20 protein-coding genes are annotated in these 24,874 nt (G+C 65.7%); 14 read left to right on the top strand and 6 right to left on the bottom strand.

The features are described from left to right. Positions 1–30 precede the first annotated feature (30 nt). The gene (locus ACT89O_RS14325; RefSeq protein ID WP_487260401.1) at positions 31–1,404 is read right to left on the bottom strand and encodes a lytic murein transglycosylase; all 1,374 of its coding nucleotides are present in this window, start codon (positions 1,402–1,404) and stop codon (positions 31–33) included. Between the two features lie 212 nt (positions 1,405–1,616). Between ACT89O_RS14325 and sbcB the strand changes: the two genes are divergently transcribed. The 3 genes from sbcB (at position 1,617) to ACT89O_RS14310 (ending at position 5,853) form a co-directional block, all read left to right on the top strand. Further along, entirely contained in the window at positions 1,617–3,065 is a 1,449-nt protein-coding gene (gene sbcB, locus ACT89O_RS14320; RefSeq protein WP_487260400.1) for an exodeoxyribonuclease I, read from the top strand. A 155-nt stretch (positions 3,066–3,220) separates the two neighbouring features. After that, complete coding sequence (locus tag ACT89O_RS14315; protein ID WP_487260399.1) at positions 3,221–4,468, top strand: cystathionine gamma-synthase family protein; 1,248 nt, start codon at positions 3,221–3,223, stop codon at positions 4,466–4,468. A gap of 29 nt (positions 4,469–4,497) precedes the next feature. Next, complete coding sequence (locus ACT89O_RS14310) at positions 4,498–5,853, top strand: protein kinase domain-containing protein (RefSeq protein ID WP_121420335.1); 1,356 nt, start codon at positions 4,498–4,500, stop codon at positions 5,851–5,853. Positions 5,854–5,895: 42 nt separating this feature from the next. Here ACT89O_RS14310 and ACT89O_RS14305 read toward each other — a convergent pair whose 3' ends face one another. Both ACT89O_RS14305 and ACT89O_RS14300 read right to left on the bottom strand, forming a co-directional pair. Next, positions 5,896–8,175: an EAL domain-containing protein gene (locus ACT89O_RS14305; protein ID WP_487260398.1), complete on the bottom strand. Its 2,280-nt coding sequence runs from the start codon at positions 8,173–8,175 to the stop codon at positions 5,896–5,898. Positions 8,176–8,499: 324 nt separating this feature from the next. Beyond that, positions 8,500–9,729, bottom strand: coding sequence for a nucleoside recognition domain-containing protein (locus ACT89O_RS14300; RefSeq protein WP_487260397.1), 1,230 nt, complete (start codon positions 9,727–9,729; stop codon positions 8,500–8,502). Positions 9,730–9,961: 232 nt separating this feature from the next. Here ACT89O_RS14300 and ACT89O_RS14295 point away from each other — a divergent pair, with 232 nt between their 5' ends. The 7 genes from ACT89O_RS14295 to ACT89O_RS14265 all read left to right on the top strand — a co-directional run bounded on the left by ACT89O_RS14295 (position 9,962) and on the right by ACT89O_RS14265 (position 16,113). Continuing rightward, on the top strand, positions 9,962–10,675 hold the full coding sequence (locus tag ACT89O_RS14295) for a YebC/PmpR family DNA-binding transcriptional regulator (protein ID WP_055396756.1): 714 nt from the start codon (positions 9,962–9,964) through the stop codon (positions 10,673–10,675). A 67-nt stretch (positions 10,676–10,742) separates the two neighbouring features. Further along, the gene (locus ACT89O_RS14290; protein ID WP_055396708.1) at positions 10,743–11,036 is read left to right on the top strand and encodes a J domain-containing protein; all 294 of its coding nucleotides are present in this window, start codon (positions 10,743–10,745) and stop codon (positions 11,034–11,036) included. Continuing rightward, positions 11,033–11,611 carry a hypothetical protein gene (locus ACT89O_RS14285; RefSeq protein ID WP_121420332.1) on the top strand — a complete coding sequence of 193 codons (579 nt, stop codon included), beginning with the start codon at positions 11,033–11,035 and terminating at the stop codon, positions 11,609–11,611. Before ACT89O_RS14290 ends, ACT89O_RS14285 begins: the two co-directional genes overlap by 4 nt. 5 nt (positions 11,612–11,616) lie before the next feature. After that, positions 11,617–12,381 carry a hypothetical protein gene (locus ACT89O_RS14280; RefSeq protein WP_121420331.1) on the top strand — a complete coding sequence of 255 codons (765 nt, stop codon included), beginning with the start codon at positions 11,617–11,619 and terminating at the stop codon, positions 12,379–12,381. Between the two features lie 170 nt (positions 12,382–12,551). After that, the gene (locus ACT89O_RS14275; RefSeq protein ID WP_487260396.1) at positions 12,552–13,844 is read left to right on the top strand and encodes a hypothetical protein; all 1,293 of its coding nucleotides are present in this window, start codon (positions 12,552–12,554) and stop codon (positions 13,842–13,844) included. Between the two features lie 324 nt (positions 13,845–14,168). Continuing rightward, positions 14,169–15,368, top strand: coding sequence for a GGDEF domain-containing protein (locus tag ACT89O_RS14270; RefSeq protein WP_487260395.1), 1,200 nt, complete (start codon positions 14,169–14,171; stop codon positions 15,366–15,368). A gap of 115 nt (positions 15,369–15,483) precedes the next feature. Continuing rightward, complete coding sequence (locus tag ACT89O_RS14265; protein ID WP_487260394.1) at positions 15,484–16,113, top strand: DUF1569 domain-containing protein; 630 nt, start codon at positions 15,484–15,486, stop codon at positions 16,111–16,113. A gap of 139 nt (positions 16,114–16,252) precedes the next feature. Here ACT89O_RS14265 and ACT89O_RS14260 read toward each other — a convergent pair whose 3' ends face one another. After that, positions 16,253–16,909: a hypothetical protein gene (locus ACT89O_RS14260; RefSeq protein ID WP_487260393.1), complete on the bottom strand. Its 657-nt coding sequence runs from the start codon at positions 16,907–16,909 to the stop codon at positions 16,253–16,255. Positions 16,910–17,063: 154 nt separating this feature from the next. Between ACT89O_RS14260 and ACT89O_RS14255 the strand changes: the two genes are divergently transcribed. The 3 genes from ACT89O_RS14255 to ACT89O_RS14245 are packed head-to-tail and all read left to right on the top strand — an operon-like array spanning position 17,064 to position 22,034. After that, positions 17,064–18,131 (top strand): HlyD family secretion protein, encoded by a 1,068-nt coding sequence (locus ACT89O_RS14255; protein ID WP_487260392.1) that lies wholly within the window; start codon positions 17,064–17,066, stop codon positions 18,129–18,131. Continuing rightward, on the top strand, positions 18,128–20,899 hold the full coding sequence (rbbA, locus tag ACT89O_RS14250; RefSeq protein WP_487260391.1) for a ribosome-associated ATPase/putative transporter RbbA: 2,772 nt from the start codon (positions 18,128–18,130) through the stop codon (positions 20,897–20,899). The genes ACT89O_RS14255 and rbbA overlap by 4 nt, the downstream gene beginning before the upstream one ends. A 1-nt stretch (position 20,900) precedes the next feature. Continuing rightward, on the top strand, positions 20,901–22,034 hold the full coding sequence (locus ACT89O_RS14245; protein WP_487260390.1) for an ABC transporter permease: 1,134 nt from the start codon (positions 20,901–20,903) through the stop codon (positions 22,032–22,034). Positions 22,035–22,074: 40 nt separating this feature from the next. Here ACT89O_RS14245 and ACT89O_RS14240 read toward each other — a convergent pair whose 3' ends face one another. Both ACT89O_RS14240 and ACT89O_RS14235 read right to left on the bottom strand, forming a co-directional pair. Beyond that, positions 22,075–22,863 carry a hypothetical protein gene (locus ACT89O_RS14240; protein ID WP_487260389.1) on the bottom strand — a complete coding sequence of 263 codons (789 nt, stop codon included), beginning with the start codon at positions 22,861–22,863 and terminating at the stop codon, positions 22,075–22,077. A 151-nt stretch (positions 22,864–23,014) separates the two neighbouring features. Continuing rightward, entirely contained in the window at positions 23,015–24,298 is a 1,284-nt protein-coding gene (locus ACT89O_RS14235; RefSeq protein WP_487260388.1) for an amidohydrolase family protein, read from the bottom strand. A 125-nt stretch (positions 24,299–24,423) separates the two neighbouring features. Between ACT89O_RS14235 and ACT89O_RS14230 the strand changes: the two genes are divergently transcribed. Next, entirely contained in the window at positions 24,424–24,816 is a 393-nt protein-coding gene (locus ACT89O_RS14230; RefSeq protein WP_487260387.1) for a VOC family protein, read from the top strand. Positions 24,817–24,874: the final 58 nt, after the last annotated feature.

Here is a 24,874-nt window from a genome sequence, read left to right as displayed (position 1 = left end):
CGGCCAACTGGGCAGGCCTTGGGGCTCTGTCTACTGGCGCGCCGTAAGCCGCTCCAGCAGTTCCACGGTGGGATAGCCGTCCGCCACAACGCCGATGCTGCGCTGGTAGCCTCGCAGCCCTGCGCGGGTGGCGGGGCCCATCACGCCGTCCGGGGTGCCCGCGGCAAATCCCTTGCGGTTGAGTGCTTCCTGCAGCTCCTGCAGTTGCTGGCGTGAAAGGGGCGCGAGGTCGCGCGGCCAGGCGGCAACCACGGGCCCGCCACCGCCAATCTGGCGTGCCAACAGCGCCACCCCCAGCGCGTAGTTGACCGAGTTGTTGTAGCGCAGGATGACCCGGAAATTGCCCCCTACCAGAAAGGCCGGGCCTCGGGCACCTGCGGGCGTGACGATGGACGCGGAGGCCAGGGTGGGCAATGCCTGCCCGTCGATGCCGCGCACACCTTCAGCGTCCCACTGGGCTGTGGTCTGCCGTACGGAAGGATCTGCGCGGGCGTGGTCGAAGGACGCGGGCAACTGCACCTCCACCCCCCAGGGTTCGCTCGCCTGCCAGCCCGAACGCGCCAGGAAATGCGCGGTAGACGCCGTCACGTCCGGGATGCTGCCCCAGATGTCGCGGTGGCCATCGCCATCGGCATCCACGGCGTAGGCCAGAAACACCGAGGGCAGGAACTGCGTGTGCCCCATGGCGCCGGCCCAGGAGCCGAGCATGCGGTCTGCTGCGATGTCGCCCTGGTCCACGATGCGCAGCGCGGACAACAGTTCGGCCTGGGCCCAGGCGCGGCGGCGGCCTTCATAGGCCAGCGTGGACAGCGCGTCCACGGTGCGGAACGTCCCGAAATTGCTGCCGTAGTTGCTCTCCATGCCCCAGATGGCGGTGATCACGGTGGCAGGCACGCCATAGCGGGCGGCAGTAGCTTCCAGCGTGGCGCTGTGTTCGGCCAGCTTGGCCTGGCCTTGGGCAATGCGCTGCGGCGACACCGCACTGTCAAGGTAGGCCCAGGGTGTGCGCGTGAATTCAGGCTGTGCCCGGTCAAGCTCCACCACACGCGGCTGCCATTGGGCCTGGCCCAGCACTTCGCGCACCGTGCGGGGCTGGATGCCCGCCTGCAAGGCCTGCGCCGAAAACGCGTCGCGCCATACGGCAAAGCCTGCCGCATGGTCCACGCCAGCGGTGGGGCTGCCGGTAGATGCAGCGGCATCTTGGGCCGGTGTGCTGGTGGTGGCAGGGGGGGCGCTGGCTGGCGGCGGTGTTTTCACCGCGTCCGGGCGATGGGGAGGCGCTGCGGCGCAGCCCGCCAGAGCCAGGGCTGCCCAACATGCTGCGAGGGAACGTGGGGACCAAGAGGACAAAAGGGAAGGGCGGAGCCGCGAAATGGAGGGATTGGCTGGGTGGGTGCTTTGCATGCGCCATTGTCCCGCGCTGCAGCTGCGGTGCTGCGCTGCAGGTGTATCACGGCGTGAAGCGGCATCCGAGGGGTATTTGTATTTGCTATATATTTTATAGCTGCTAGCGCTTTATCAGTATGCGCTAGGGGCCTAAAAAGCTTGTAATTCAGGTTACAGTTCACGGTCTCCTTCGCCCTGTTCTTCTGTCGCCCCCTGTTTGCCCATCGACCATGGCCCCCCACACCTTCCTTTGGCACGACTACGAAACCTTTGGTGCCAACACGCGCCGCGATCGGCCTGCGCAGTTCGCGGCCATCCGCACAGACGCGGAGCTGAACGAAATCGGCGAGCCGCTGATGTTCTATTGCCAGCCTGCCAACGACTACTTGCCCGACCCGGTGTCGTGCCTCATCACCGGCATCACGCCGCAGCTGTGCCTGGAAAAGGGCGTGCCCGAGCACACGTTCGCTGCGCGCATTGAGTCTGAGTTTGCCCAGCCCGGCACCATTGGTGTGGGCTACAACACCATCCGGTTTGACGACGAGATCACGCGCTTCATGTTCTGGCGCAACCTCATCGACCCGTATGCGCGCGAGTGGCAAAACCAGTGCGGCCGCTGGGACCTGCTGGACGTGGTGCGCATGACCTATGCGCTGCGGCCGGATGGCATCACCTGGCCAAAGAAAGAAGACGGCGTGACCCCCAGCTTCAAGCTGGAACACCTCTCCAAGGCCAATGGCCTGCAGCACGACGCGGCGCACGATGCGCTGTCAGACGTGCGCGCCACCATTGCGCTGGCGCGGCTGATCCGCCAGCACAACACCAAGCTGTTTGACTTTGCACTGAGCCTGCACAAGAAAGACCGCGTGGCCGCCGAGCTGCGCCTGCCCGCCACCACCAGCACGGCGCGGCCGTTTCTGCATGTGTCCGGCATGTTCCCCACCGGGCGCGGTTGCCTGGCCGTGATGTGGCCGCTGGCCAGCCACCCCACCAACAAGAACGAGCTGATCGCCTGGGACCTGGCCCATGACCCGCGCGAGCTGGCCATGCTGAATGTGGATGACATCCGCCTGCGCATGTTCAGCAAGGCCGACGCGTTGCCCGAGGGCGTGACGCGCCTGCCCATCAAGACCATTCACCTGAACAAGTCGCCCATGGTGGTGGGCAATGTGAACACGCTCACGCCTGCGCTGGCGCAGCGCTGGGGCATCGACCTGGCCCAGGCCGCACAGCACGCCGAGGTGGCGCGCGCACTGCCCGACATGAGCGGCATCTGGCCCGCCGTGTTTGCCCGTCCGCAAGAGCCGGCGCCGGATGTGGACCAGGACCTGTACGGCGGTTTTGTGGGCAACAACGACCGGCGCCTGCTGAACGATCTGCGCACCCTGAGCGGCGACAAGCTGGCCAAGGCGCGTGCGAACTTTGATGACCCGCGCCTGGCCGAGCTGCTGTGGCGCTACCGGGCGCGCAACTTTCTGCAAACGCTGTCGCCCGAGGAGCAGGAACGCTGGGAGGCTCACCGCGCTGCCTGCCTGTTCGACGGGCAGGGCGGGGCGCGTACGGTGGAGCAGCTGTTCACCGAGATCGACGAACTCTCGGAGACCGCCGACGATGAGCGGACCCAGGACATTCTGGGCGCCTTGTACGATTACGCTGAACACATCGCACCTGAACGATGACTCCCACTGAGGCGCTGCGCGCCTTCCCCCGGAGGGGGACGCACCCGGTGGCCTGGTAAAGCCAGTTCCACGGGTGCACTGGCATCAGGGCGCGCCAGTAGTGATCGCCCCGCCTCGTACGTAGACCAGTAGAAACAAAGCAGCAGCAGATTTTTATGACGACACCGCAGAACCACAGTTTCACCACCCAGATCGTGCACGCCGACCGCCTGGGCGGCGCCGAGCATGGGGCCATCCACAAGCCGATCCATACGTCCGTTCAGTACGGGTACGAGAAGATGGAAGAGCTGATCGCCGTGTTCCAGGGCACGAGCAAGGGCGGCTTCAACTATGCGCGCCAGGGCACGCCCACCACGGCGGCGCTGGAGGCCAAGATCACGCAGATGGAGCGCGGGCACGGCTCCATCGTTTTCTCCACCGGCATGGCGGGCATTTGCGCGGTGTTCCTCACCCTGCTCAAGGCGGGTGACCATCTGGTGGCCAGCCAGTTCGTGTTTGGCAACACCAACAGCGTGTTCGGCACGTTGGCCGACCTGGGCATTGAAGTGACCACGGTGGATGTGACCGACGCGGCCAAAGTGGCTGCTGCCCTGCGCCCCAACACCCGCATGGTGTTTGTCGAAACCATTGCCAATCCCGGCACGCAGATCCCCGACCTGGAAGGCATTGGAGCGCTGTGCCAGCAACGTGGCGTGCTTTACGTGGTGGACAACACGGTGGCATCGCCCTATCTGTTCCGCGCTGCCACGGTGGGCGCGGGCCTGGTGGTCAATTCGCTCACCAAAAGCATCGGCGGGCAGGGCGCTGCGCTGGGTGGCGCTATCACCGACACGGGGCTGTACGACTGGTCGGGCTACCCCAACATCTTTGCGCCCTACCGCAAGGGCGACCCCAAGGGCTGGGGCCTTCAGCAGCTGCGCAAAAAGGGCCTGCGCGACATGGGTGGCACGCTGTCGTCCCATGCTGCGCACCAGCTGGCGCTGGGCGCTGAAACGCTGTCGCTGCGCATGGACCGTACCAGCGCCACGGCCCTGGCCTTGGCGCAGTGGCTGGAGGCGCACCCGGCCGTCTCGCGCGTGCTGTACCCCATGCTGCCTTCGCACCCCCAGCATGCCTTTGCCAAAAAGCTCCTCCAGGCGGGTTCCTGGCTGCTGTCGTTCGAGCTGCGCAACCCCGACCAGTGCCTGGCCGTGTGCAACCGCCTGCAGTTGCCCATCAAGGCCACGGGGCTGGCCGACACGCGCACGCTGATCATCCCGGTAGCGCACACCATCTTCTGGGAGGCCGGCCCCGCCGTGCGTGCCTCCATGGACATTGGTGACAGCATGATCCGCCTGTCAGTGGGCCTGGAAGACCCACAAGACCTGCTCGCTGACTTTGAGCAGGCCCTTGCAGGTGCCTGACCTGTCAAATACCCGCCCAGGAGTCCCTCATGGCCACAGCAACCTCGGCGCCCCCCGCCAGCATCGGCAAGTACCGCATCGAGCGTGAACTGGGCCGGGGTGCGAGCGGCATCGTGTTTCTGGGGCTCGACGGCTTTAGGGGGCGCAAGGTGGCCATCAAGCAGACGCATGCCCATCTGCTGAAAGTACCCGAGCAGGCCGAGCGCTACCGCAAGCTGCTGCGCAACGAGGCTGCGCTGTCGGGCCGCCTGCGCCACCCCAACATCGTGCGCCTGCTCGATGCGGACGAGGAGGCGCTGCCCCCCTACCTGGTGCTGGAATATGTGGATGGCCAGCCCCTGTCAGCCTATGCCACGCCGGATGCACTGCTGCCCGTGCCCCAGGTGCTGGACATTGCCTTCAAGTGCTGCAACGCGCTCGAGTACGCGTGCCGCGAAGGCCTGGTGCACCGCGACATCAAGCCCGCCAACCTCATGCTGGCCAAAGACGGCGACATCAAGCTGACCGATTTTGGTGCGGCGCTGTCACTGCGCAGCGATGCCACGCAACTGTCGGGCCTGGTGGGCTCGCCGTCCTACATGTCGCCCGAACAGGTGCGTGAACACGACCTCACGCACCACAGCGACATGTTCTCGCTGGCTGTTGTTGTGTACGAGCTGCTCACGGGTCGCCGCCCGTTTGACGGCGACACCGACTTCGCCACGCTCTACAAGATCAGCAACGAGGCGCCCACGCCACCGAGCCTGCTGCGCGCGTCGCTGCCAGCCCATGTGGACGACGTGTTGCTGCGCGCCCTGGCCAAGCAGCCCTCCGACCGTTTTGCGACCTGGGACGATTTTGCACGGGCGCTGCTGGCCGCCCACCAGAGTCTGCCCCGCCAAAAATCCCAAGACACCGAGGCCGAGCGTTTTGCGCGCCTGCGCGCGCTGCCGTTTTTTGCCGACTTTCACGACGTGGCTCTGTGGGAGCTGATGCGCCTGGGCAACTGGCGGCGGCTGGAGCGGGGCACGGTGCTGATGCGCGAAAACACGCCCGGCGATTCGTTCTGCATCCTGATCGAGGGCCAGGTGGCCGTGAGTCGCCAGGGCTGGAATCTCAGCACACTGAGTGCGGGCGTCACCCTGGGTGAAATGACCTACCTGCGCCCCGACAACAGACTGCGCACCGCCACCGCCGTGGCCGAGTCCGAAGTGCTGGTGCTCAAGGTGCGCAACCCCGCGCTGCGCGGGGCGTCCGAAGACCTGCAGTCGTGTTTTGACAAGGCCTTCATCAAGCTGCTGGTGGGGCGGTTGATTGCGACCAACGAGCAACTGGCCGAGTGGGAGCTGGTGGCTGCCCCTCCCGCCCCGGTAACACCGGCATCGCCTTCCGCGCCGCGCGGCTGAAGCGCCTTCGTTGCGCCCGCCGCTGACGCGGCAACCAGGGAGTCAGTGCGCCACGGTTTGCAGTAGCAGCTCGTCAAGCGGGGCAGGGCGGCCCAGGGCGTATCCCTGGGCAAAGTGCACGCCCAGCCCGGTCAGCAGGTCCACGACGGCCTTGCTTTCGGCAAACTCCGCCACGGTCTTCTTGCCCATCAGGCAGCCAATTTCGTGGATGGACTTCACCATGGCGAAGCTCACCGGGTCGTCGGCCATGTTCTTCACAAACTGCCCGTCGATCTTGAGCATGTCCACCGCCAGCTCGCGCAGGTAGGCATACGACGATAACCCGCTGCCAAAGTCGTCGAGCGCGAACTGGCAGCCCCGCGCGCGCAGGGCGTGGATGAAACGGTTGGCCGCTGCCAGGTCGCCCATGGCGGCGGTTTCGGTGATCTCGAAACACAGGCGGTCGCAGCGCACCGGGGTCTGGTCCATGGCCTGCAGCACCTGGCTCAAAAATGCGGCGTCGCCCACGGACTGGCCCGATAGGTTGATGCAGCACAGCTCCACACGCTCCTGGTGTTCGGCCATCCAGGCCAGGGCTTTTTTGATGACCCAGCGGTCCACCCGCGCGGCCAGGTGGTAGCGCTCCACGGCGGGCATGAATTCGCCCGGCGAGACCCGTTGGCCGTCGGCCGTGCGCATGCGCAGCAGGATCTCGCAATGCAGGCCGTGCGGCGGGCTGCCCTGCAGTGTGCCCAGGCGGGCGATGGGCTGGCCAAACAGCTCAAACCGGTCATGCTGTAGCGCATGCTCGATGCGGCTGACCCATTCCATGACGCCATAGCGCTGCGCCAGGGCAGGGTCGTTCTCGGCATAGACGTGGATGCGATTGCGCCCCCTGTCCTTGGCCACGTAGCAGGCGCTGTCTGCCGCCTGCAGCAAGGCGCCCACGCTTTCGGTGGCGGCATCCAGCACCACGGCTCCGATGCTGACACTGACACTGAACACATGGTCGCGCCAACCAAAACGGAATGCGGCCAGTTCCTGCTGCATGCGCTCTGCGACCTTCAAAGTCTGTTGCAGGTCCTGCTGCCACAGCAGGATGCCGAACTCGTCGCCTCCCAGGCGGCACAGCAGATCCTGAGGCTGCAGGTGGGCCAGGAACAGGCGCGCCACCTGCCGCAGCAGTTCGTCCCCTGCCGCATGGCCGCAGGTGTCGTTGATCACCTTGAAATTGTCCAGGTCAAGGTAGCACACGCAGTGGCGGTCGGAGGCCTCCCGCGTGGCGGCAAAGGCCTGGGCCAGCAGGTGCTCGAACGCGCGGCGGTTGCCCAGGCTCGTGAGCGTGTCGTGCAGGGCCTGGAACTCCATTTCGCGACTCAGCCGGCTGGCCTCGGTCACGTCGCGAAACACCAGCACCACACCGTCAGCATCCCCGCCGGGGCGCAGCAGTGGTGAGGCGGACAGGTCCATCAGCAGGGGGGCTCCTGCCAGTGGTGTGGACCGCAGCTTGGAATGCAACTGGGTGCTGCCTTGCGCCAGTGCGCGGCCCACCAGGTCGGGGGCAGCCTGGGTGCCAGGTTCGGGGGCCAGGCCCAGCACGTCCTGGTGCCTGCGTCCGCAGGCGGCGGACAGCGACCAGCCTGTCAACGTCTGGGCTGCAGGGTTCAGGTACTGCACCAGCCCCGTGGCGTTGGTGGTGACCACGGCGTCGCTGATCGAGTGCAGGGTGACCTGCAGGCGCTCCTTTTGCTGCAGCAGCGCTTCTTCGGCCTCGTGCCGCGCGGTCATGAACCGCACCCGGTCCAGTGCCACGGCCAGATGCCCAGCGGTGGCCTGCATCAGTGCGATCTGCCAGGGCTTGGGGGGCCGCACGCCTTCCTCGTCGCCATAAGTGCCCATGCCCAGTGCGCCCATGCGCTGGTCCGCCATGATGAGCGGCACATTGACGATGGTGCGGTTGTGCAGCACGGCGACCACGGCCTTGTTGGTGCGTGGGTCGGTGCGGGCATCTTCCACCACCACGACGTGGGTGGCCTGCATGATTTCTTCGAGCAGCGCATCCCCCTTCACGGGGATTTTCATGGTCTGCAGCTGGCGGCTTAGGGCACCCTCCTCACCACTGGTGGTGTGTGTGAGGAAGTCCAGCATCCCCGAGGATTCGTCAATCAGGGCCAGCCAGACGTGGCGGTAGTCAAAAACACTCTCTCCCATGGGTTTGACGGCATCGAGCACGTCGGACAAGGTCCAGGCGCGTTCCAGGCGTTTGCACAGCTGGAGCAGGGCCTCGGAGTGCCTGCGCTCTTCGGCGTCATGGGGCGCTGTGGGGTTGGGGGGCAATGTCATGGAACGTGGTGAAGGGCGTTTTCCGGGAGCCCTGGAGCAAGGGACGACATGCTCGATCGCTGCCGTGGCGCCGCTTGCGCGCCCATGAGGCAGAGCATAGGTACCGCCTCAGTCGCCCGCATGGTGGAAACCACCAATTGGCTTTGGATGGTCCGTGCAAGCCACCCCGAAGTCTTTGGGGTCCGTGGTGCGCTCAGGGGCAACCCCCGGTGGGAGCGTCGGAATGGCCCCAGTGAGAAGGAATTGGGTAGGAGCAAGTTGCTATTCAATTTATAGCTGCTAGCGCTTGATAGATAAGCGATAGGGCAATTTTATTCAATAACTTTAACCAAAAAACCGATAGCACACCACAACGGCTGCCAGCACCCCCGCCAGTTCTGCCAACAGCGCGCAGCCCACCGCGTGCCGCGCACGCTGAATGCCCACCGCCCCAAAGTACACGGCCAGTACATAAAAGGTGGTCTCGGTACTGCCCTGAATGGTGGCTGCAGCCAGCGCCGCAAAGCTGTCTACCCCTTGCGTCTGCATGGTCTCGATCAGCATGGCGCGCGCAGCGCTGCCTGAAAACGGCTTGACCAGCGCAGTGGGCAGAGCGTCCACAAACCGGGTGTCTGCACCCAGCACCTGCACGCACCAGCGGATGCCATCGAGCACATAGCCCAGCGCCCCCGATGCACGGAATACCCCCACGGCACACAGCATCGCCACCAGATAGGGCAGCAGGCCCTTGGCCACGTCAAAACCTTCGCGCGCGCCCTCGATGAAGGCTTCGTACACGGGCACCTTGCGCCACGCGCCGATGCCCACGAACAGGACGATCAGCGCAAACAGCGTGAGGTTGCCCAGCAAGGACGACAACTGGGCCAGCGCGGCGGCGCTCAAGGTGGTCAGCAGCGCCATGAAGCCGCTCAGAACCAGTGCGACGGGCAGCAGATAGGCCAGCACCACGGGGCTCCACAGCGGCAGGCGCTGCACCACTGCCACGCTGAGCAGGCCCACCAGCGTGGACGCTGATGTGGCCAGCAGAATGGGTAAAAAAACCAGCGTCGGGTCGGGCGCCCCCTGCTGCATGCGGTACATGAAGACCGTCACCGGCAGCAGCGTGAGCGAAGAGGCATTGAGCACCAGGAACAGGATCTGCGCGTTGGTGGCGGTGTCGGGCTCGGGGTTCAGCTCCTGCAGGGCTTTCATCGCCTTCAGACCCATGGGGGTGGCCGCGTTGTCCAGCCCCAGGGCGTTGGCGGCAAAGTTCATCGTGATCAGCCCCAGCGAGGGGTGGCCGCGCGGCACCTCGGGCATGAGCTTGGCAAACAGCGGTGCCAGCCAGCGCGCCAGGGCGTCCACAATGCCCGCCTTTTCGGCAATGCGCAAGAAACCCAGCCACAGCGTGAGCGTGCCAAACAGCAGCACCATCACCTCGACCGACAGCTTGGCCATCTGGAACAGGGCCTGCACCATCGACGAAAAGATCTCGGCATTGCCGCCCACCAGCCACTGGGCCAGTGCGGCCACGGCAGCGGTCAGAAAAAAGCCCAGCCACAAGGTGTTGAGCATCAGTGGTCCTGAATGACGGGGAAGCGAAGGGCCTGCATGGTGCTGAGGTTACCTGTCCCCAGGCTGGGCGCAGGCTTGGGCGTGGCGGCAAGGCAACGGGTGGCTCGGTGGTACCCTATAGGGTTCGGTTCCAACCGGCACAGGGGCTTTTTTCGGGCTTTTGGTGCTCGAATGGGCCTCCATCACTTCGACAGGCGCCCTGGTGCGCCACAACTCCAAGAAAGACATCACCATGGGCGCGCAGTGGAAAGCAAAAGGCAAGGCACAGGTGGCCGACGCCAAGGGCAAGCTGTTTGGCAAGCTGGTCAAGGAAATCACCGTGGCCGCGCGCGGCGGTGCCGACCCGGCCAGCAATGCGCGCTTGCGCCTGGTGGTAGAGCAGGCCCGCAAGGCCTCGATGCCCAAGGACACGCTGGAGCGTGCCATCAAAAAGGGCTCGGGCACCGGTGCTGATGCCGTGAACTACGAGCGCGTGATTTACGAAGGCTTTGCGCCCCACCAGGTCGCCGTGATGGTCGAATGCCTGACCGACAACGTCAACCGCACCGCGCCCGAAATGCGCGTGCTGTTCCGCAAGGGCCAGCTGGGCACCTCGGGCTCGGTGGCCTGGGACTTCAACCATGTCGGCATGATCGAGGCCGAGCCCGCCAACCCCGACGCCGACCCCGAATTGGCCGCCATCGAAGCCGGTGCACAAGATTTTGAAGCAGGCGACGAAGAAGGCACCACCACCTTCTGGACCGACCCCACCGACCTCGATCTGGTGAGCCGTGCGCTGCCCGCCCACGGCTTCAATGTGCTGTCGGTCAAGCTGGGTTACAAGCCCAAAAACCCGGTAAACCCCGCCAACCTGACCGCCGAACAGCTCGAAGAGGTGGAGAACTTCCTGGCCGCCATCGATTCCAACGACGACGTGCAGAACGTGTTTGTGAGCCTGGGCGGCTGATGGTGGTGGCCCGCTGGCCTGGTGGCCGGTGCCAGTTTCATACCGCCCCCGCTCCATTGAATCATCCATGACCGCAGACCACTACGCCGCCCTCGGGCTTGCGGCCAACGCATCGCTGGCCGACATCAAGAAAGCCTTTCGCCAGAAAGCGTCGTTCTACCACCCGGACCGCAACGACGCCCCCGACGCTGCCCAGCGCTTTCAGGCTGTGCAAAAAGCCTATGAAGTGCTGTCGGACGACACCGCCCGCCAGGCCTACGACGACAACCGCCGCCGCAACCTGCTGGACGACCCGCTGCACACCGCCCAAGAGATCTGGCAAGCCTATTCCACGCGCATTTTGACAACGACCACTCCGTGAAACTTTCCCCTTATTTTTATGACCTGCGCTCTGCCTACCAGGCCGAGCTGGACGACCTGGTTTCCGACTCCGAAGGCAAGGATGTGCTGCGCAAGCGGCTGGCCGAAAAGCGCAACGAGATTGCCTTTCTGGTCCAGATGATGGAGTTGGCCCCCGAAATGGTGGCCGTGGTGTTCCACCAGGGTTTTCGCTTCACCAAGCCGGCTGTGGTGGAACACCTGCTGAGCCTGCCGGTGGACGAACTGCCCGACTGGCACAGCCTCTCGCCTGCCATCGCGCTGGAGCCCTGGGCCAGCAGCCTGGCGCAAACCGTGCTGCGCGAACCGCAGGGCGCCCGCTTCATGGCTGTGGCTGCAGGGCTGGAATACCTGCAGCAGCACGCCCGCCTGGCGCACCATGCGGCCTCGTCGGCCGAGGGTGACAGCGACGCCGATGACGGTGAAGACGCCGCAGAGCATGATGACGACTACAACGCACTGAGCGCCGATGACGCTGCGGACCCACAAAACAGCCGCAGCCGCGAAGAGGCCAGCTCCAACTGGCTGGCCGACGCGGGTTTTGACCGCAAGGAGTGACGACCATGAGCAGCAACAACCAACACCTCGCCCTTATCACCAAGACCACTAGCCTGATCGCGGCGGGCGACATCGTGGGCGCCGAATCGGCCTTGTCGGAGCTGGCGGATGCCGAGGGCGACAACGCCTTGATGGTGGTGCTGGACCAGCTGGCCCCCAAGGACATTCTGGCCGTGATGCGCGAGTACGACGAGTCCAAGGCCTCTGTGGTCAACATGCTGGTGACCCCTGAGCAGTTCGCGCGCGCCATGGTGCTTGAAAAGCAGTACAAGGACCTCACCCACACGCACCTGCGCAGCATGGTCAACGCGGTCATCTTCCGCGACGATGCCGACCCGGTGGAGTTTCTTACTGCCATTGGCGACCTGGACGGTGGCGCCGAGGCCTTGGCCAACTACTTTGCCGAAAAGTGGAGCCGCATCGAAGCCTTTGCCCGCACCGGCACGTTTGACGCGGTGGAAGACTATGGCCCCACGCTGACCGACGACGAACTGCTCGCCTCGGGCTACGTGCAGCCGCGCATCGATCTGGACGAGGTGGCCGACCGTGACTGGATGCAGATGGCCTGGCTGCTGCGCTACGAGTGCCGCGACCTGTTCATCGAAACCTTGCTGGTGCTGCGCGCCAAGGCACGTGCCTTTGACCTGGGCCTGGAAGAGGGCGACGAATCGCCCGCCGAGGAAGACGACGGCAAATTCGAGACCAGCGAGACGGATCGCGGCAAGGCCACGCCCGCCGCACGTACGTCGGATGAGGAATCGGCGATTTAGAGAACAACCCCCTGAGGCGCGTAGCGCCTTCCCCCTTCTCTCGAATGGCTGCGCCATTCGGGACGGGGGACACCGCCCTCGCTGCGGGGCGGCCCTTGCTCGGCGGTCCTGGCCTGGGGCCGCGCCAGTTGCCGGGCCCGTGAGCAACACCTAGCGCGATGGATACCCACATGACCCTGCCCGATACGCCTTCCCCTGATGCCCATCCGGTTGCAGTCGCGAACACCCTGCAACTGCACGACGCCCGCCCGTTCTTTGAAAAGGCTCTGGCCTATGGCGTCCAGCATGGCGTGATTGGTGCCGACAAGTTGGCCGCCATCAATGCCGATGCGCCCAAGGGCATGGTGCAGATTGCCCGCTACTTTGGCAGCGAGTTTTTGCGGCCCGAGCTGGAGAAGGCGCGTGACCGCATGGTCAACCTCATCAGCCTGTACCTGATCGATACCACTGAGGGCGACCTGCACCAGGCCGCCATCTCGCTGCGCGACCATTCGTTGCTGTCGCGCTCCAAGGGCGGCTCAGACATGCTCAAGCGCCTGATTGGCATGCCCGAGAGCAGCAACTTTGGCATGGCGGGCTATGCCGATGCCGAGACCCCGCTACTGGCCGTGTGGTCACTGCGTAGCCATGCTGACTACCGGGCCGAGCTGGCGCGCCGCACGCAGATTGCGCAGGCCATCCATGCCGCCCAGTGGCTGGCCGAGCAGTTCGACCTGGACCCGGACGAGCTCGAAGCTGCGGGTGCCGATGCTGAAGCCGTCATCCGCACCGGCCTGCTCATGCTGGCCCTGGCGCCCAGGTCCATGGACCTGGGCGAATGGCCGAACACCGTCGCGTTCGAAAAAATGCTGATGGCACAGCGCAAGAAGAAGCTGGCGCCGCCTTCACAGCTGCGCCTGCCCCCTGGTTTGCCTGCTGAACTGCGCGAGGTGGTGTTAGCGCACTGCGCCAGTGTGCTGGCCGACCTGCCGAGGCTGCTGGATTCCGCCACACTGGTGCGTACGCTGCTGCGCCCCACCGGCGCTTTCCGCGCGCGCTACTTTCTGCTGGACGACCCGCTGGCCGAGGTGGACAACTTCCACCGCAGCCTGGATGCGCTGGAGGAGGGCGAGGAACCCCCGCTGCCCGCCAGCAAGACCTGGACAAAAACCACCCAGGGCAACGATGACGAGCATTCGCTGCTCACGCTGTTCCTGTGCCTGGCTGCGGGTGTGCCCAAGAAAACCCTGCTGACCGAAAAGACCGCCGCCAGCCTGGTGCGCAAACTGCGCAAATCCGGCCTGCAGCCCGCGTTGGCCACCGAGTTCATCCGCACCCACGCGCCCGGTGTGCACCAGCAGGACTACATCGCGCTGTGGACCAGCTTTGTGCAGGACGCAGAAAAAACCTTGCTCAGCGACATGGACTACCAGATGCACGATGCCCTGGCCCTGCTGCGCCGGGAATGCAATGTGGTGGGCTAGGAGGCTGCGCGGCAGAAGGAACATCGGCTGCAACGCGCGATAAACCGGTCTCGCGTGGGACCACCTCTTGCGCCCAGGGGCCCACCCTGGGCTTGTCGGTAGCACCACGCGATCCTCGGTTTTCGCACGTCTCGCTTCGATGCCTTCTTCCGCGCAGCCTCCTAGCCGCGAACGGCACGCTGCGGGCTTGGCGCCGTCATCCGCTCAATTTATCCCATTTGCACCAGGCGGCACCTTTACACAGGTCAAGGAAAGGTGCCGCGCAGCGCGGTGCCCGGCGGCGGTCCGGTTAACATTCCAGCCGCCCGCCAGCCCGCCCTCAAAGTGCACAGCCCCACACTCCTCATCATCGCAGCGCTTCTGACTGCGCTCGTCACCACGGTGTTGTATGCCGTGTGGTCGTTCAACCGGAACATTCCCGGCCTGCGCCTGTGGATGGTGTCGTTCCTGCTGGGGTCGGTGTTCAGCGTGAGTCTGCTGGTGCGGGACTGGTTTCCCGAGGTGGTGGCGGTGGTGATCTCGCAAGGTTCGGTGTCGCTGGCAGCCTACCTGTGCCTGATGGCCAGCCGCATGTACATGGGGCGACGCCCGTTTTCTCATTGGTATGCGGTTGTGGGTATCGGGGCCCTGATGGTCGCGTCGGTGTATTTCACCGTGGTGCAGCCCCATCTGGGAATGCGGTTTGTTTTTGTGGGGCTGGGTGCGGGCATCTGCTTTTTGCTCACGGCGCGCACGATGGCCGATGGTGGCGTGCGCCGCGTGCCGGCGCGCTACCTGTTCGCGTTGGTGGCGGGTCTGCATGGCCTGTTTTTGTTGCTGCGTCCGGCACTGTTCAAGCTCGCTCCCGTTGCGCCCGGCGGCTTGCCAGACGCCGGACTGGTGACGCTGGTATCGCAGTTTGTTCTGCTGGAGGCCATTGTGGCCGTGGTGTTGCTGGGGTTTGGTGCGCTGATGCTGGCCAACGAGTTCATCACCAGCGAGCTGCGGCACCTGGCCGAGATGGACCCGCTGACCAACGTGTTCAACCGCCGCGCGTTTCTCACGCTGCTGGACAAGGCCATCAGTGCCGCCCAGCGCACCGGGACGGCTGTGCCCGTGCTGGTGATGGACCTGGACCACTTCAAGAACATCAACGACACCTGGGGTCACCGGGCGGGCGACGATGTGCTGCGCCATTTTGTGATGCTGGCCCACCGTTGCCTGCGCAAGGAAGACGTGATGGGGCGCCTGGGGGGCGAAGAGTTCGCCATCTTCCTGCCCAACGCGAGCGCCGCTGGTGCCCTGGCCGTGGCTGAACGCCTGCGCGCGCTGGTCGAAGCCCAGCCAGTGGCCACGGGCCCGCAGTCCATTCCGCTGACCGTGAGTGTGGGCGTCACCCTGTGTGCCCACGGCGACGCGGCGGGCGCTGCGCTGCAGCGCGCCGACGAGGCCATGTACCTGGCCAAGGAGCGCGGCCGCAACCGCGTGGAAGTGTCTGAAAAAATCGTGGGTACTCCGGTGGCGCCAGCAGCGACTGCTGCTTGAGCCGCCGTACGCACCGCCTGTGTCGGCTGCCCGACCTTCGCTGCGCCGCTGCAGCATTTGCTGGCGGCAAAATGGTGGGCACCCCTTCGGCCCACAACAACCTGACCACCATCCCATGGCAAGCAATCCCCACGGCAGCAATCCGGGTGCCCCGTTCGATGTGTCGCCCACCCCACCCGCTGTACCGCGCAGGGCGTTCCTCCGTTCGGGTACGGGGTTGGCCACCCTGGGTGTGGTGGCGGTCTGTGGTGCTGGTTATCTGCTTTACCGGCCCGGAAACGATCGGCAACTCGTCTTTGGCACCCTGGCGGGCGCCATGCAAGAGGTAGAACGCCTTGCAGGCGCGGCGGTCCAGCCGCTGGCACCCGCCACGGCCTGGAGCTGGTCGCAGACGCTGGAGCACTGCGCACAGAGCATCGAGTTCTCGCTGCAGGGTTTTCCGGCCCCCAAGTCGGCGCTGTTCCAGAACACGCTGGGTGCAGCGGCTTTCAACGTGTTTGCCCTGCGCGGCCGCATGAGCCACAACCTGGCAGAACCCATTCCCGGCGCGCCCGCGCTGGATGCGTCCACGCCCGACGCGTCAGCGGCCCTGGCCCGGCTGCGCAAGGCCGTGCAGGACTTTGCCGCCCATGCCGGGCCGCTGCAGCCGCACTTTGCCTACGGGGCGTTGAGCCGCGCGCAGTACGAGCAGGCGCACGCCATGCACCTGGCCAATCACCTGTCGGTGTTTGATGTGCGGGGCTGAGCGGAGGGCTGGTACAACCGTGCGGTGTGGGCTGTGGATTCAACTCTGATTGAGATTGTTTGCTACAAATAATATAGCTAACAGCGCTCTTCCAATAAGCGCTGGAGCCATTTTTCACCAATATTTTCTGATTGTCAGATCAGCCCAGGTCGTCAAAGTCCCACTTGGCGCACAGCGCCTCAAAGCGATCGGCGTCCAGGGCGCTCAGGAAGAGGCCCGGCTCTGCAAGCGCCCCCTCGGCATGCAGGTACCACACCAGCGCCTGCGGCCCCACGGTGAAGATGCGCAGCCCTGCTACATCCACCACGGCCTGTGCGTGCATGGCGTGCAGCAGCGCTGCCAGGTCCCCCTGCGTTGAGAACCCATGGCACGCGCGCATGCCGCAGAACGGGTAGCCACCCTGGGCCATCTGGTAGTAGGCGATGGTGTGCAAAAACGCATCCAGGCCGAGGTCTTCCTCGTGCCAGTCGGGGGCGTCCAGGTCGGTGGTTTGCCATACCCGCCGCTGCGCATCGGTGGCCCACCAGCACACGGCCTGGTTTTCTTCCAGAAACAGCAGCTTGTTGCCCAGGCACTCCAAATCCTGCAGCGGCGCAAACCGCTGAAAACCGGCCATCAAATCGGCACGCCTGCCCACGGCGGCGTAGTAAGCGTGCAGGGCAGGGGGCACCTGGCACCCCAGGCGATGGCTTGCGGCAGCCAGTTCATCTTCCGGCAGCCCGTCTTCGGCGCTGACAGGACGGCCCAGCAACCAGGCCAGGGTGTCTGAAAGGGGTGGGGGGGTGAAGGCGGTCATGGGTTTCGGTTGTGAGAGCCACGCGCGGCCGGTGCAAGCCGGATGTTGGGGGGACGATTGATGCAGGTCAAGAGAGGGCGTGCTGCAGCTTGGGGCAACGTGGAGTGCAAAGCTACCATCCCCCGATGGGCCCATGTGCCCACAAGGATGGACCATGAGCAAGCAATGGAAGATCGCCGCGGCCCTGGCCGTGGTGCTGCTGGGGGGATGGCTGCTGCTGCGCTGGGCGCCCTGGCAGGCCCAGGGGCCAGGCCCGGGTTTTGTGAGCGGCAACGGCCGCATCGAGGCCACCGAGATCGCCGTGGCCACCAAGCTGGCGGGCCGGGTGCTGGAGGTGCTGGTGGCCGAGGGCGACTTTGTAAAAGCGGGACAGCCCCTGGCCCGGATGCAGATCGACGGCCTCCAGGCCCAGCGCGAAGAGGCCGTGGCCCGGCTGCAGCAGGCGCAGCTGGCCATCAGCAGCGCCCAGGTGCAGGTGGCCCAGCGCGAAAGCGACTACCAGGCCGCGCTGGCCGTGGTGGCCCAGCGCGAGAGCGACCTCGACACTGCCCGCCGCCGTCTGCCGCGCTCTGAGCAGCTGGCGCGCGAAGGCTTTTTCTCCAGCCAGTTGCTCGATGATGACCGCGCCAAGGTGCGCAGCCAGCAAGCCGCTGTGACGGCTGCCAAGGCCCAGGCCAAGGCCGCACAGGCGGGCATTGGCGCGTCGCGCACGCAGGTGACGAGTGCTGAAGCCAACGTGCGCGCGCTGGAGGCCACGCTGGCCCGCATTGATGTGGAGCTGGCCGACAGCGAGCTCAAGGCCCCGCGCGACGGCCGTGTGCAGTTCCGCGTGGTGCAGCCCGGCGAGGTGGTGGGCGCGGGCGCCCGGGTGCTGCAGCTGGTGGACCTGAGCGACGTGTACATGACCTTCTTCTTGCCCGAGACCGTGGCGGGCCGCGTGGCGCTGGGCAGCGAGGTGCGCATCGTGCTCGATGCTGCGCCGGGCTTTGTGATTCCTGCAGAAGTCTCGTTTGTCGCCAGCACCGCGCAGTTCACCCCCAAGACGGTGGAGACCGCCAGCGAGCGCCAGAAGCTCATGTTCCGCGTGCGGGCCCAGATCGACAAGGCGCTGCTGCTGCGCCACCAGGACCAGGTCAAGACCGGCCTGCCCGGCGTGGCCTGGCTGCGGGTGGATCCTGCGGTGGAATGGCCCGCTAATCTCGCTGTCAAGGCCGGCCAGTGAACCTCCCCGGCAGCGCGGCACCCGTGGCCCGCCTGCGTGGCGTGGGCCAGCGCTACGGGCGGACTTTGGCGCTCGATGGGATTGACCTGGAGGTGGCTGCAGGCCGCATGGTGGGCCTGATCGGGCCGGATGGCGTGGGCAAGTCCAGCCTGCTGGCGCTGGTGGCGGGTGCCCGCGCGGTGCAGCAGGGCACGGTGGAGGTGCTGGGCGGCGACATGGCCAAAGGCCGCCACCGCAGCCGGGTGTGCCCGCGCATCGCCTACATGCCCCAGGGCCTGGGCAAGAACCTGTACCCCACGCTGTCGGTGGAAGAGAACCTGCAGTTTTTTGGCCGCCTGTTCGGGCACGACGCGGCCGAGCGTCGCCGGCGCATCGATGAACTCACGCGCAGCACCGGCCTGCACCCATTCCTGGCGCGGCCTGCGGGCAAGCTCTCGGGCGGCATGAAACAAAAGCTGGCCCTGTGCTGCGCACTCATCCACGACCCCGACCTGCTCATCCTGGACGAACCCACCACCGGCGTGGACCCGCTGGCGCGCGCGCAGTTCTGGGATTTGATCGGCCGCATCCGCGCCGCGCGGCCGGGCATGAGCGTGATCGTGGCCACGGCCTACATGGAAGAGGCGCAGCGCTTTGAATGGCTGGTGGCCATGGACGAAGGGCGCATTCTGGCCACCGGCACGCCTGCCGAGCTGATGGCCCGCACCGGCCACGATGCGCTGGAGCAGGCCTTTGTGGCCCTGCTGCCCGAGGCCAAGCGCCGGGGCCACCAGGCGGTGCAGATTCCGCCGCTGGACCGGTCGCAGGCCCACGATGCCGCCAACGTCGCCATCGAGGCGCGCGACCTGACCATGCGGTTTGGCGACTTTGTGGCGGTGGACCATGTGAGCTTTCGCATCCAGCGCGGCGAGATCTTTGGCTTCCTGGGCAGCAATGGTTGCGGCAAGTCCACCACCATGAAGATGCTCACCGGCCTGCTGCCCGCCAGCGACGGGCAGGCCTGGCTGTTTGGCCAGCCGGTGGACCCCAAGGACATGGCCACGCGGCGGCGGGTGGGCTACATGTCGCAGGCGTTTTCGCTGTACAGCGAGCTGTCGGTGGAGCAGAACCTGGTGCTGCATGCCCGGCTGTTCCACGTGCCCGAGGCCGAGGTGCCAGGGCGCGTGTCGGCCATGCTGGAGCGCTTTGACCTGCAGGCCGTGCGCAGTTCGTTGCCCATGAAGCTGCCGTTGGGCATGCGCCAGCGCCTGTCGCTGGCCGTGGCCATGGTGCACCAGCCCGAGCTGCTGATTCTGGACGAGCCCACATCGGGTGTGGACCCCATGGCGCGCGACAACTTCTGGCGCCTGATGGTGGAGCTGGCGCGGCGCGACAAGGTCACCATCTTCATCTCCACCCATTTCATGAACGAGGCCGAGCGCTGCGACCGCATCTCGCTGATGCACGCAGGGCGCGTGTTGGAGAGCGCTGCGCCGCAGGACATCGTGGCCAAGCGGGGTGCGGCCACCTTGGAAGAGGCCTTCATTGGCTACCTGGAAGACGCTGCTGGCACCGCGCCGGCCCAGGAACCTGCTGCTGCTACGGCACCGCCCACCCCATCACCTGGGCACGCACCCAACGCCCCCACCTGGCCCACTCGACTGCGCCAGAGCCTGGCCCGCATCCACAGCACCCAGTGGCGCGAAGCGCTGGAGCTGCGCCGCGACCCGGTGCGGGGCGCCATGGCGCTGTTGGGCTCGCTGATTCTGATGTTCGTGATGGGCTACGGCATCAGCATGGACGTGGAGAACCTGCGCTTTGCCGTGCTGGACCGCGACCAGACCGCGCTGAGCCGCGCCTATACGCTGAACCTGGCGGGCTCGCGCTACTTCACCGAGCAGCCGCCGATCACCACCTATGCCGAGCTGGATGCGCGCATGCGTTCCGCCGAAATATCGCTGGCGCTGGAGATCCCGCCCGGCTTTGCACGCGATGTGGCACGCGGCCAGCCGGTGCAGATCGGTGCGTGGGTGGACGGCGCCATGCCACAGCGCGCCGAAACCGTGATCGGTTACGCCCAGGGCCTGCACCAGCAGTGGCTGGTAGAGCAAAGCCGCAGCCGCACGGGCGTGGTGCCCCGGGGCCTGCTGGAGGTGGAGCCGCGCTACCGCTACAACCCCGACGTGCGCAGCTTGCCGTCCATGGTGCCTGCCGTAATTCCGCTGCTGTTGCTCATGCTGCCCGCCATGCTCACCGCCCTGGCCGTGGTGCGCGAGAAGGAACTGGGCTCCATCATCAACCTGTATGTCACGCCCACCACGCGCACCGAATTCATGCTGGGCAAGCAGCTGCCCTATGTGCTTCTGGCGCTGTTCAACTTTGGCCTCATGTGCCTGGCGGCGGTGACGGTGTTTGGTGTGCCAATCACCGGCAGCTTTGCCACGCTGACGCTAGGCGCCGTGCTGTTCAGCCTGTGCTCCACTGGCATGGGCCTCCTAGCCTCCACCGTCACGCGCAGCCAGATTGCGGCCATGTTTTTTGCCATGGTGGGCACGATCATTCCGGCCGTGCAGTTTGCGGGGCTCATCAACCCCGTGTCGTCCATGACGGGCTTTGCGCGCTGGTTTGGAGAGGTCTACCCGGCCAGCCACATGTTCACCATCAGCCGGGGCGTGTTCAACAAGGCGCTGGGCCTGCAAGACCTCCAGGCCGAGTTCTGGCCCATGCTGGTGGCGGTGCCGGTCATCGTCGGCGCTGCGATTGCGCTCCTCAAAAAGCAGGAGACCTGACATGGCGCTGAGAGGTCGTTGGTCGAACGTTTTCAGGTTAGGCATCAAGGAACTATGGAGCCTGTGGCGCGACCCGGCCATGCTGTTCCTCATCGTCTACACCACCACGCTGGCGGTGTACTCGGCCGGCATGGCGCAGCCCGAGACGCTGTACCACGTGCCGATTGCCATCGTGGACGAGGACGATTCGGCCTTGTCCCAGCGCATCGCCACCGCGTTCTATGCGCCCCAGTTCACACGCCCCGCCATGATCAGCATGCGCGAGGTAGACCCGTTGCTGGATGCCGGCCGCTTCACCCTGGTGCTGCACATCCCCGCCCACTTCCAGCGCGACGTGCTGGCGGGCCGGGTGCCGCAGGTGCAGCTCAACATCGACGCCACGCGCATGGGGCAGGCGTTTGCGGCCAATGGGGCGGTGCAGCAGATTGTGCAGCTGGAAGTGGCGGAGTTCGTGCAGCGCGACCGCACCGTGGCCGAGCAACCCATCGAGCTGACGGTGCGCTCGCGCTTCAACCCGGCGCTCAACCCTGCGTGGTTTGGGTCGCTGATGGAGCTGATCAACATCGTGACCATGCTCTCCATCATCCTCACCGGCGCCGCGCTGATCCGCGAACGCGAGCATGGCACGGTGGAGCACCTGCTGGTCATGCCTGTCACCCCGGGCGAGATCATGCTGGCCAAGGTCTGGGCCATGGCGCTGGTGGTGCTGGTCGCTACCTGGGTGTCGCTCACGGCGGTGATCCGCTGGGCGATTGGCGTGCCCATCGAAGGCTCGGTGCCGCTGTTTCTGCTGGGGGCCACGCTGCATCTGTTCGCCACCACGTCCATGGGCATCTTCATGGCCACGGTGGCGCGCAGCATGCCGCAGTTCGGGCTGCTGATGGTGCTGGTGATGATGCCGCTGGAGATGCTGTCGGGCGGCATGACGCCCCGCGAGAGCATGCCCTTGTGGGTGCAGTACGTGATGGCCCTGGCGCCCACCACGCACTTCACCGAACTGGCCCAGGCCATCCTCTACCGGGGCGCGGGCTGGGCGGTGGTGTGGCCGTCGCTGGTGTGGCTGCTGGGCATTGGGGCGGTGCTGTTCAGCCTGGCGCTGGCGCGGTTTCGCAAGACGATTGCGCGCATGGCATGAGTGCACCAGCGCTTCCTGTGTCCCACACCGGGCGAGAGTTTCAGGGCTTGGTGTCGAATTCTTTCAGGGGCAGATTGAAGCTGCCCCTTCGGTCTCCGGTGACTGAGAACGCGCGGGTGCTTCCTGACAGGTTCTTGCCACTGGTCTGGGTAAATATCACGCGGTATTTGCCTTCGTCCACGCGGTCCAGTGTGTAGCCTCCGCGGGGCGACAAGTAGGCCTGCCTCAGCGGGGAACAGGGGTTGGCATCCGCTGCGCACAGGCGCACCCATAGTCCTTCATCGCCGGGATTGTTTAGCGTGATCAGGGTGTCCCCACCAGCGGCCAGGTAAGGTTGGCCGAGTAAGCGGCCACTGGATTTGGGCCATTCGCCTCGCCGGTTATCTGGTGATTTGCCATGAGGGTAGGGCAGGGTGTGCTTGACGACAGGCCCCTTCGATGGCTGTGCTGAATGCTGCGGGAAACTGGGCCCCCCATAGCGTTGGGGGGCTCCCCACAGGGCGTAGCCCACCAGCACATAAAGCAGCGTGGCCATTGCCAGCAAAGCCATGGCACCGTAGCTGCTGGTATTGATCCAGGGCTTGCGTGGGTAGGTGAACGTATCCAGAAGTTCGCCGACGGCATCTCGGCCGGTGATCGCGCGCACCAGCCAGAACAATGCGGCAGCACCCCACAGGCCCGCCAGCAGCCAGGGCCTGGCTAACTCGTTGTAGATGCCCATCAAGACGAGCTTGGGCATCATGAAAATCAGATCCGCAAGGCTTGCTTCCGCCCTGGCAGTGGCGCTGAATGTCAGCGCCGCAATGAAGAGGAGGAGTTGTTTGTGCATGGCGAAAGCGACCAAGGGGTTCAGGCGCTGGACGTGGTGCAGCACGGGATGATCATTCCCCGCGGGAGTGTCCCGATGGTAGTCGTCTGGCACGCTGGGTCACCACGAGGTCGTGGCGTTCGGCGTCGAGGCATGCGAACTGCGACAGACCTCAAGAGCTGCCCGTTGAAATGAAATTTGTACTGCTTGGCCGCCCTGGCAGGCGCAACTGTGCCACCGGCGCTGGGCTGCTCGCTACTCGCTGGCCGCGCCGCCACACCCCCAGCCGCGCAGCGCGCAGGCGGATGGCCTCCACCGGGTTGCGCGCGTGCAGCAACACGAAGTCTGCGTGGCAGCCGGGCGCAATGCCGTAACCCTCCAGCCCCAGCAGGCGCGCGGGGTTTACCGTCACCGCATCAAAACACTGGCGCATGCCTGCCTGGCTGGTCATCTGGCCCACATGCAGGCCCATGTGCGCGGCCTCCAGCATGTCGCCGCTGCCGCCGCTGTACCAGGGGTCGAGCACGCAGTCGTGGCCGAAAGCGACGGTGAGACCCGCAGCCATCAGCTCGGGCACGCGGGTCATGCCCCGGCGCTTGGGGTAGGTGTCGTGGCGGCCCTGCAAGGTGATGTTGATGAGCGGGTTGGCCACCACGCCCAGATCGGCCTCGGCCATCAGGGGGATGAGCTTGCTCACGTAGTAGTTGTCCATGCTGTGCATGGAGGTGAGGTGCGAGCCCGTCACGCGGCCCTGCAGGCCCAGGCGCTGGGTTTCGTACGCCAGGGTTTCGACGTGGCGCGAGTGCGGGTCGTCGGATTCGTCGCAGTGCATGTCCACGCGCTTGCCGCGCTCGGCGGCCAGCTCGCAGAGGATCTTCACGCTCTCGGCCCCCTGGGCCATGGTGCGCTCGAAGTGGGGAATGCCGCCCACCACGTCCACGCCCATGTCGAGCGCGCGTTTCAGGTTGTCGAGCCCGCCCGGCGCGCGCAATACCCCGTCTTGTGGGAAGGCCACGAGCTGCAGGTCCAGGTAGGGCGCCACGCGCTGTTTCACATCCAGCAGGGCCTGCACTGGCAGCAGGCTGGGGTGGCTCGTGTCCACATGGCTGCGAATGGCCAGCAGTCCGCGCGCCACGGCCATGTCGCAATAGCGCAGGGCGCGCTCTACGATGGCCTCGTGCGTCAGCGTCGGCTTGAGTTCGCCCCACAGCGCAATGCCTTCCAGCAGCGTGCCGCTCTCGTTCACGCGCGGCTGGCCGTAGCTCAGGGTCGAATCCATATGGAAATGCGCATCCACAAACGGCGGGCTTACCAGCAGGCCACCGGCATCTACCGTCTCATGCGCGGGCGCTTGCAGGCCCTCGGTCACTTCGGCAATGCGGCCGTCCTGCACGGCGATGGACATATTCTGGCGGCCATCGGGCAGGGTGACGTGGGTGATTAGCAGGTCGAGCATGGCGTGGGCGGTTCAGGTCGTAGTGTCGGGTTTTTTCAAGACGTGAGCGGGCTCTGTGCCTAAGCTCTGGGTCTCGCTTTGCGCATCAACGTTTTAGCGCATCCATTCTTACAAAGGCAGCTCTCATGCAATTTGGCTACACGATTCTCTACGTCGAAGACGTTCCAAAAACCATCGCTTTTTACGAAGCTGCCTTCGGCTTTGCTCGCCGCTTTGTACACGAGGCAGGCGACTTTGGCGAGCTGGACACCGGAGCCACCGCGCTGGCCTTTTCGTCGCTGCGGCTGATGGCCGAGCTGGGCAAGAACCCGCAGCGCGCGTCGGCCGATGCGCCCAGTTTCGAGATCGCGTTCACCACGGCCGACGTGGCCGCTGCTGTGCAGCGCGCGGTGGATGCCGGTGCGCGCTTGGTGCAGGCGCCCGAGCAAATGCCCTGGGGCCAGACCGTGGCCTATGTGGCGGATATCAACGGGGCGCTGGTGGAGCTGTGCACGCCTGTGGCGCCCCCGGCCGCTTGAACTGCAGGGATCACTTCGGCTTGGACAGCGTCGCTCCGTCATCGGCGCTGGGTTCACC

The organism is Acidovorax sp. NN32, from assembly GCF_057597245.1.
Note: the sequence above shows the minus strand (reverse complement) of the source record. Positions and strands in the feature narration are given on the sequence as shown.

Excerpts from the sequence above, each read along its gene's own strand:
- ACT89O_RS14325 (WP_487260401.1), bottom strand. The coding sequence starts at position 1,404 with ATGCAAAGCACCCACCCAGCCAATCCCTCCATTTCGCGGCTCCGCCCT.
- sbcB (WP_487260400.1), top strand. The coding sequence starts at position 1,617 with ATGGCCCCCCACACCTTCCTTTGGCACGACTACGAAACCTTTGGTGCC.
- ACT89O_RS14315 (WP_487260399.1), top strand. The coding sequence starts at position 3,221 with ATGACGACACCGCAGAACCACAGTTTCACCACCCAGATCGTGCACGCC.
- ACT89O_RS14310 (WP_121420335.1), top strand. The coding sequence starts at position 4,498 with ATGGCCACAGCAACCTCGGCGCCCCCCGCCAGCATCGGCAAGTACCGC.
- ACT89O_RS14305 (WP_487260398.1), bottom strand. The coding sequence starts at position 8,175 with ATGACATTGCCCCCCAACCCCACAGCGCCCCATGACGCCGAAGAGCGC.
- ACT89O_RS14300 (WP_487260397.1), bottom strand. The coding sequence starts at position 9,729 with ATGCTCAACACCTTGTGGCTGGGCTTTTTTCTGACCGCTGCCGTGGCC.
- ACT89O_RS14295 (WP_055396756.1), top strand. The coding sequence starts at position 9,962 with ATGGGCGCGCAGTGGAAAGCAAAAGGCAAGGCACAGGTGGCCGACGCC.
- ACT89O_RS14290 (WP_055396708.1), top strand. The coding sequence starts at position 10,743 with ATGACCGCAGACCACTACGCCGCCCTCGGGCTTGCGGCCAACGCATCG.
- ACT89O_RS14280 (WP_121420331.1), top strand. The coding sequence starts at position 11,617 with ATGAGCAGCAACAACCAACACCTCGCCCTTATCACCAAGACCACTAGC.
- ACT89O_RS14275 (WP_487260396.1), top strand. The coding sequence starts at position 12,552 with ATGACCCTGCCCGATACGCCTTCCCCTGATGCCCATCCGGTTGCAGTC.
- ACT89O_RS14265 (WP_487260394.1), top strand. The coding sequence starts at position 15,484 with ATGGCAAGCAATCCCCACGGCAGCAATCCGGGTGCCCCGTTCGATGTG.
- ACT89O_RS14260 (WP_487260393.1), bottom strand. The coding sequence starts at position 16,909 with ATGACCGCCTTCACCCCCCCACCCCTTTCAGACACCCTGGCCTGGTTG.
- ACT89O_RS14255 (WP_487260392.1), top strand. The coding sequence starts at position 17,064 with ATGAGCAAGCAATGGAAGATCGCCGCGGCCCTGGCCGTGGTGCTGCTG.
- ACT89O_RS14245 (WP_487260390.1), top strand. The coding sequence starts at position 20,901 with ATGGCGCTGAGAGGTCGTTGGTCGAACGTTTTCAGGTTAGGCATCAAG.
- ACT89O_RS14240 (WP_487260389.1), bottom strand. The coding sequence starts at position 22,863 with ATGCACAAACAACTCCTCCTCTTCATTGCGGCGCTGACATTCAGCGCC.
- ACT89O_RS14235 (WP_487260388.1), bottom strand. The coding sequence starts at position 24,298 with ATGCTCGACCTGCTAATCACCCACGTCACCCTGCCCGATGGCCGCCAG.
- ACT89O_RS14230 (WP_487260387.1), top strand. The coding sequence starts at position 24,424 with ATGCAATTTGGCTACACGATTCTCTACGTCGAAGACGTTCCAAAAACC.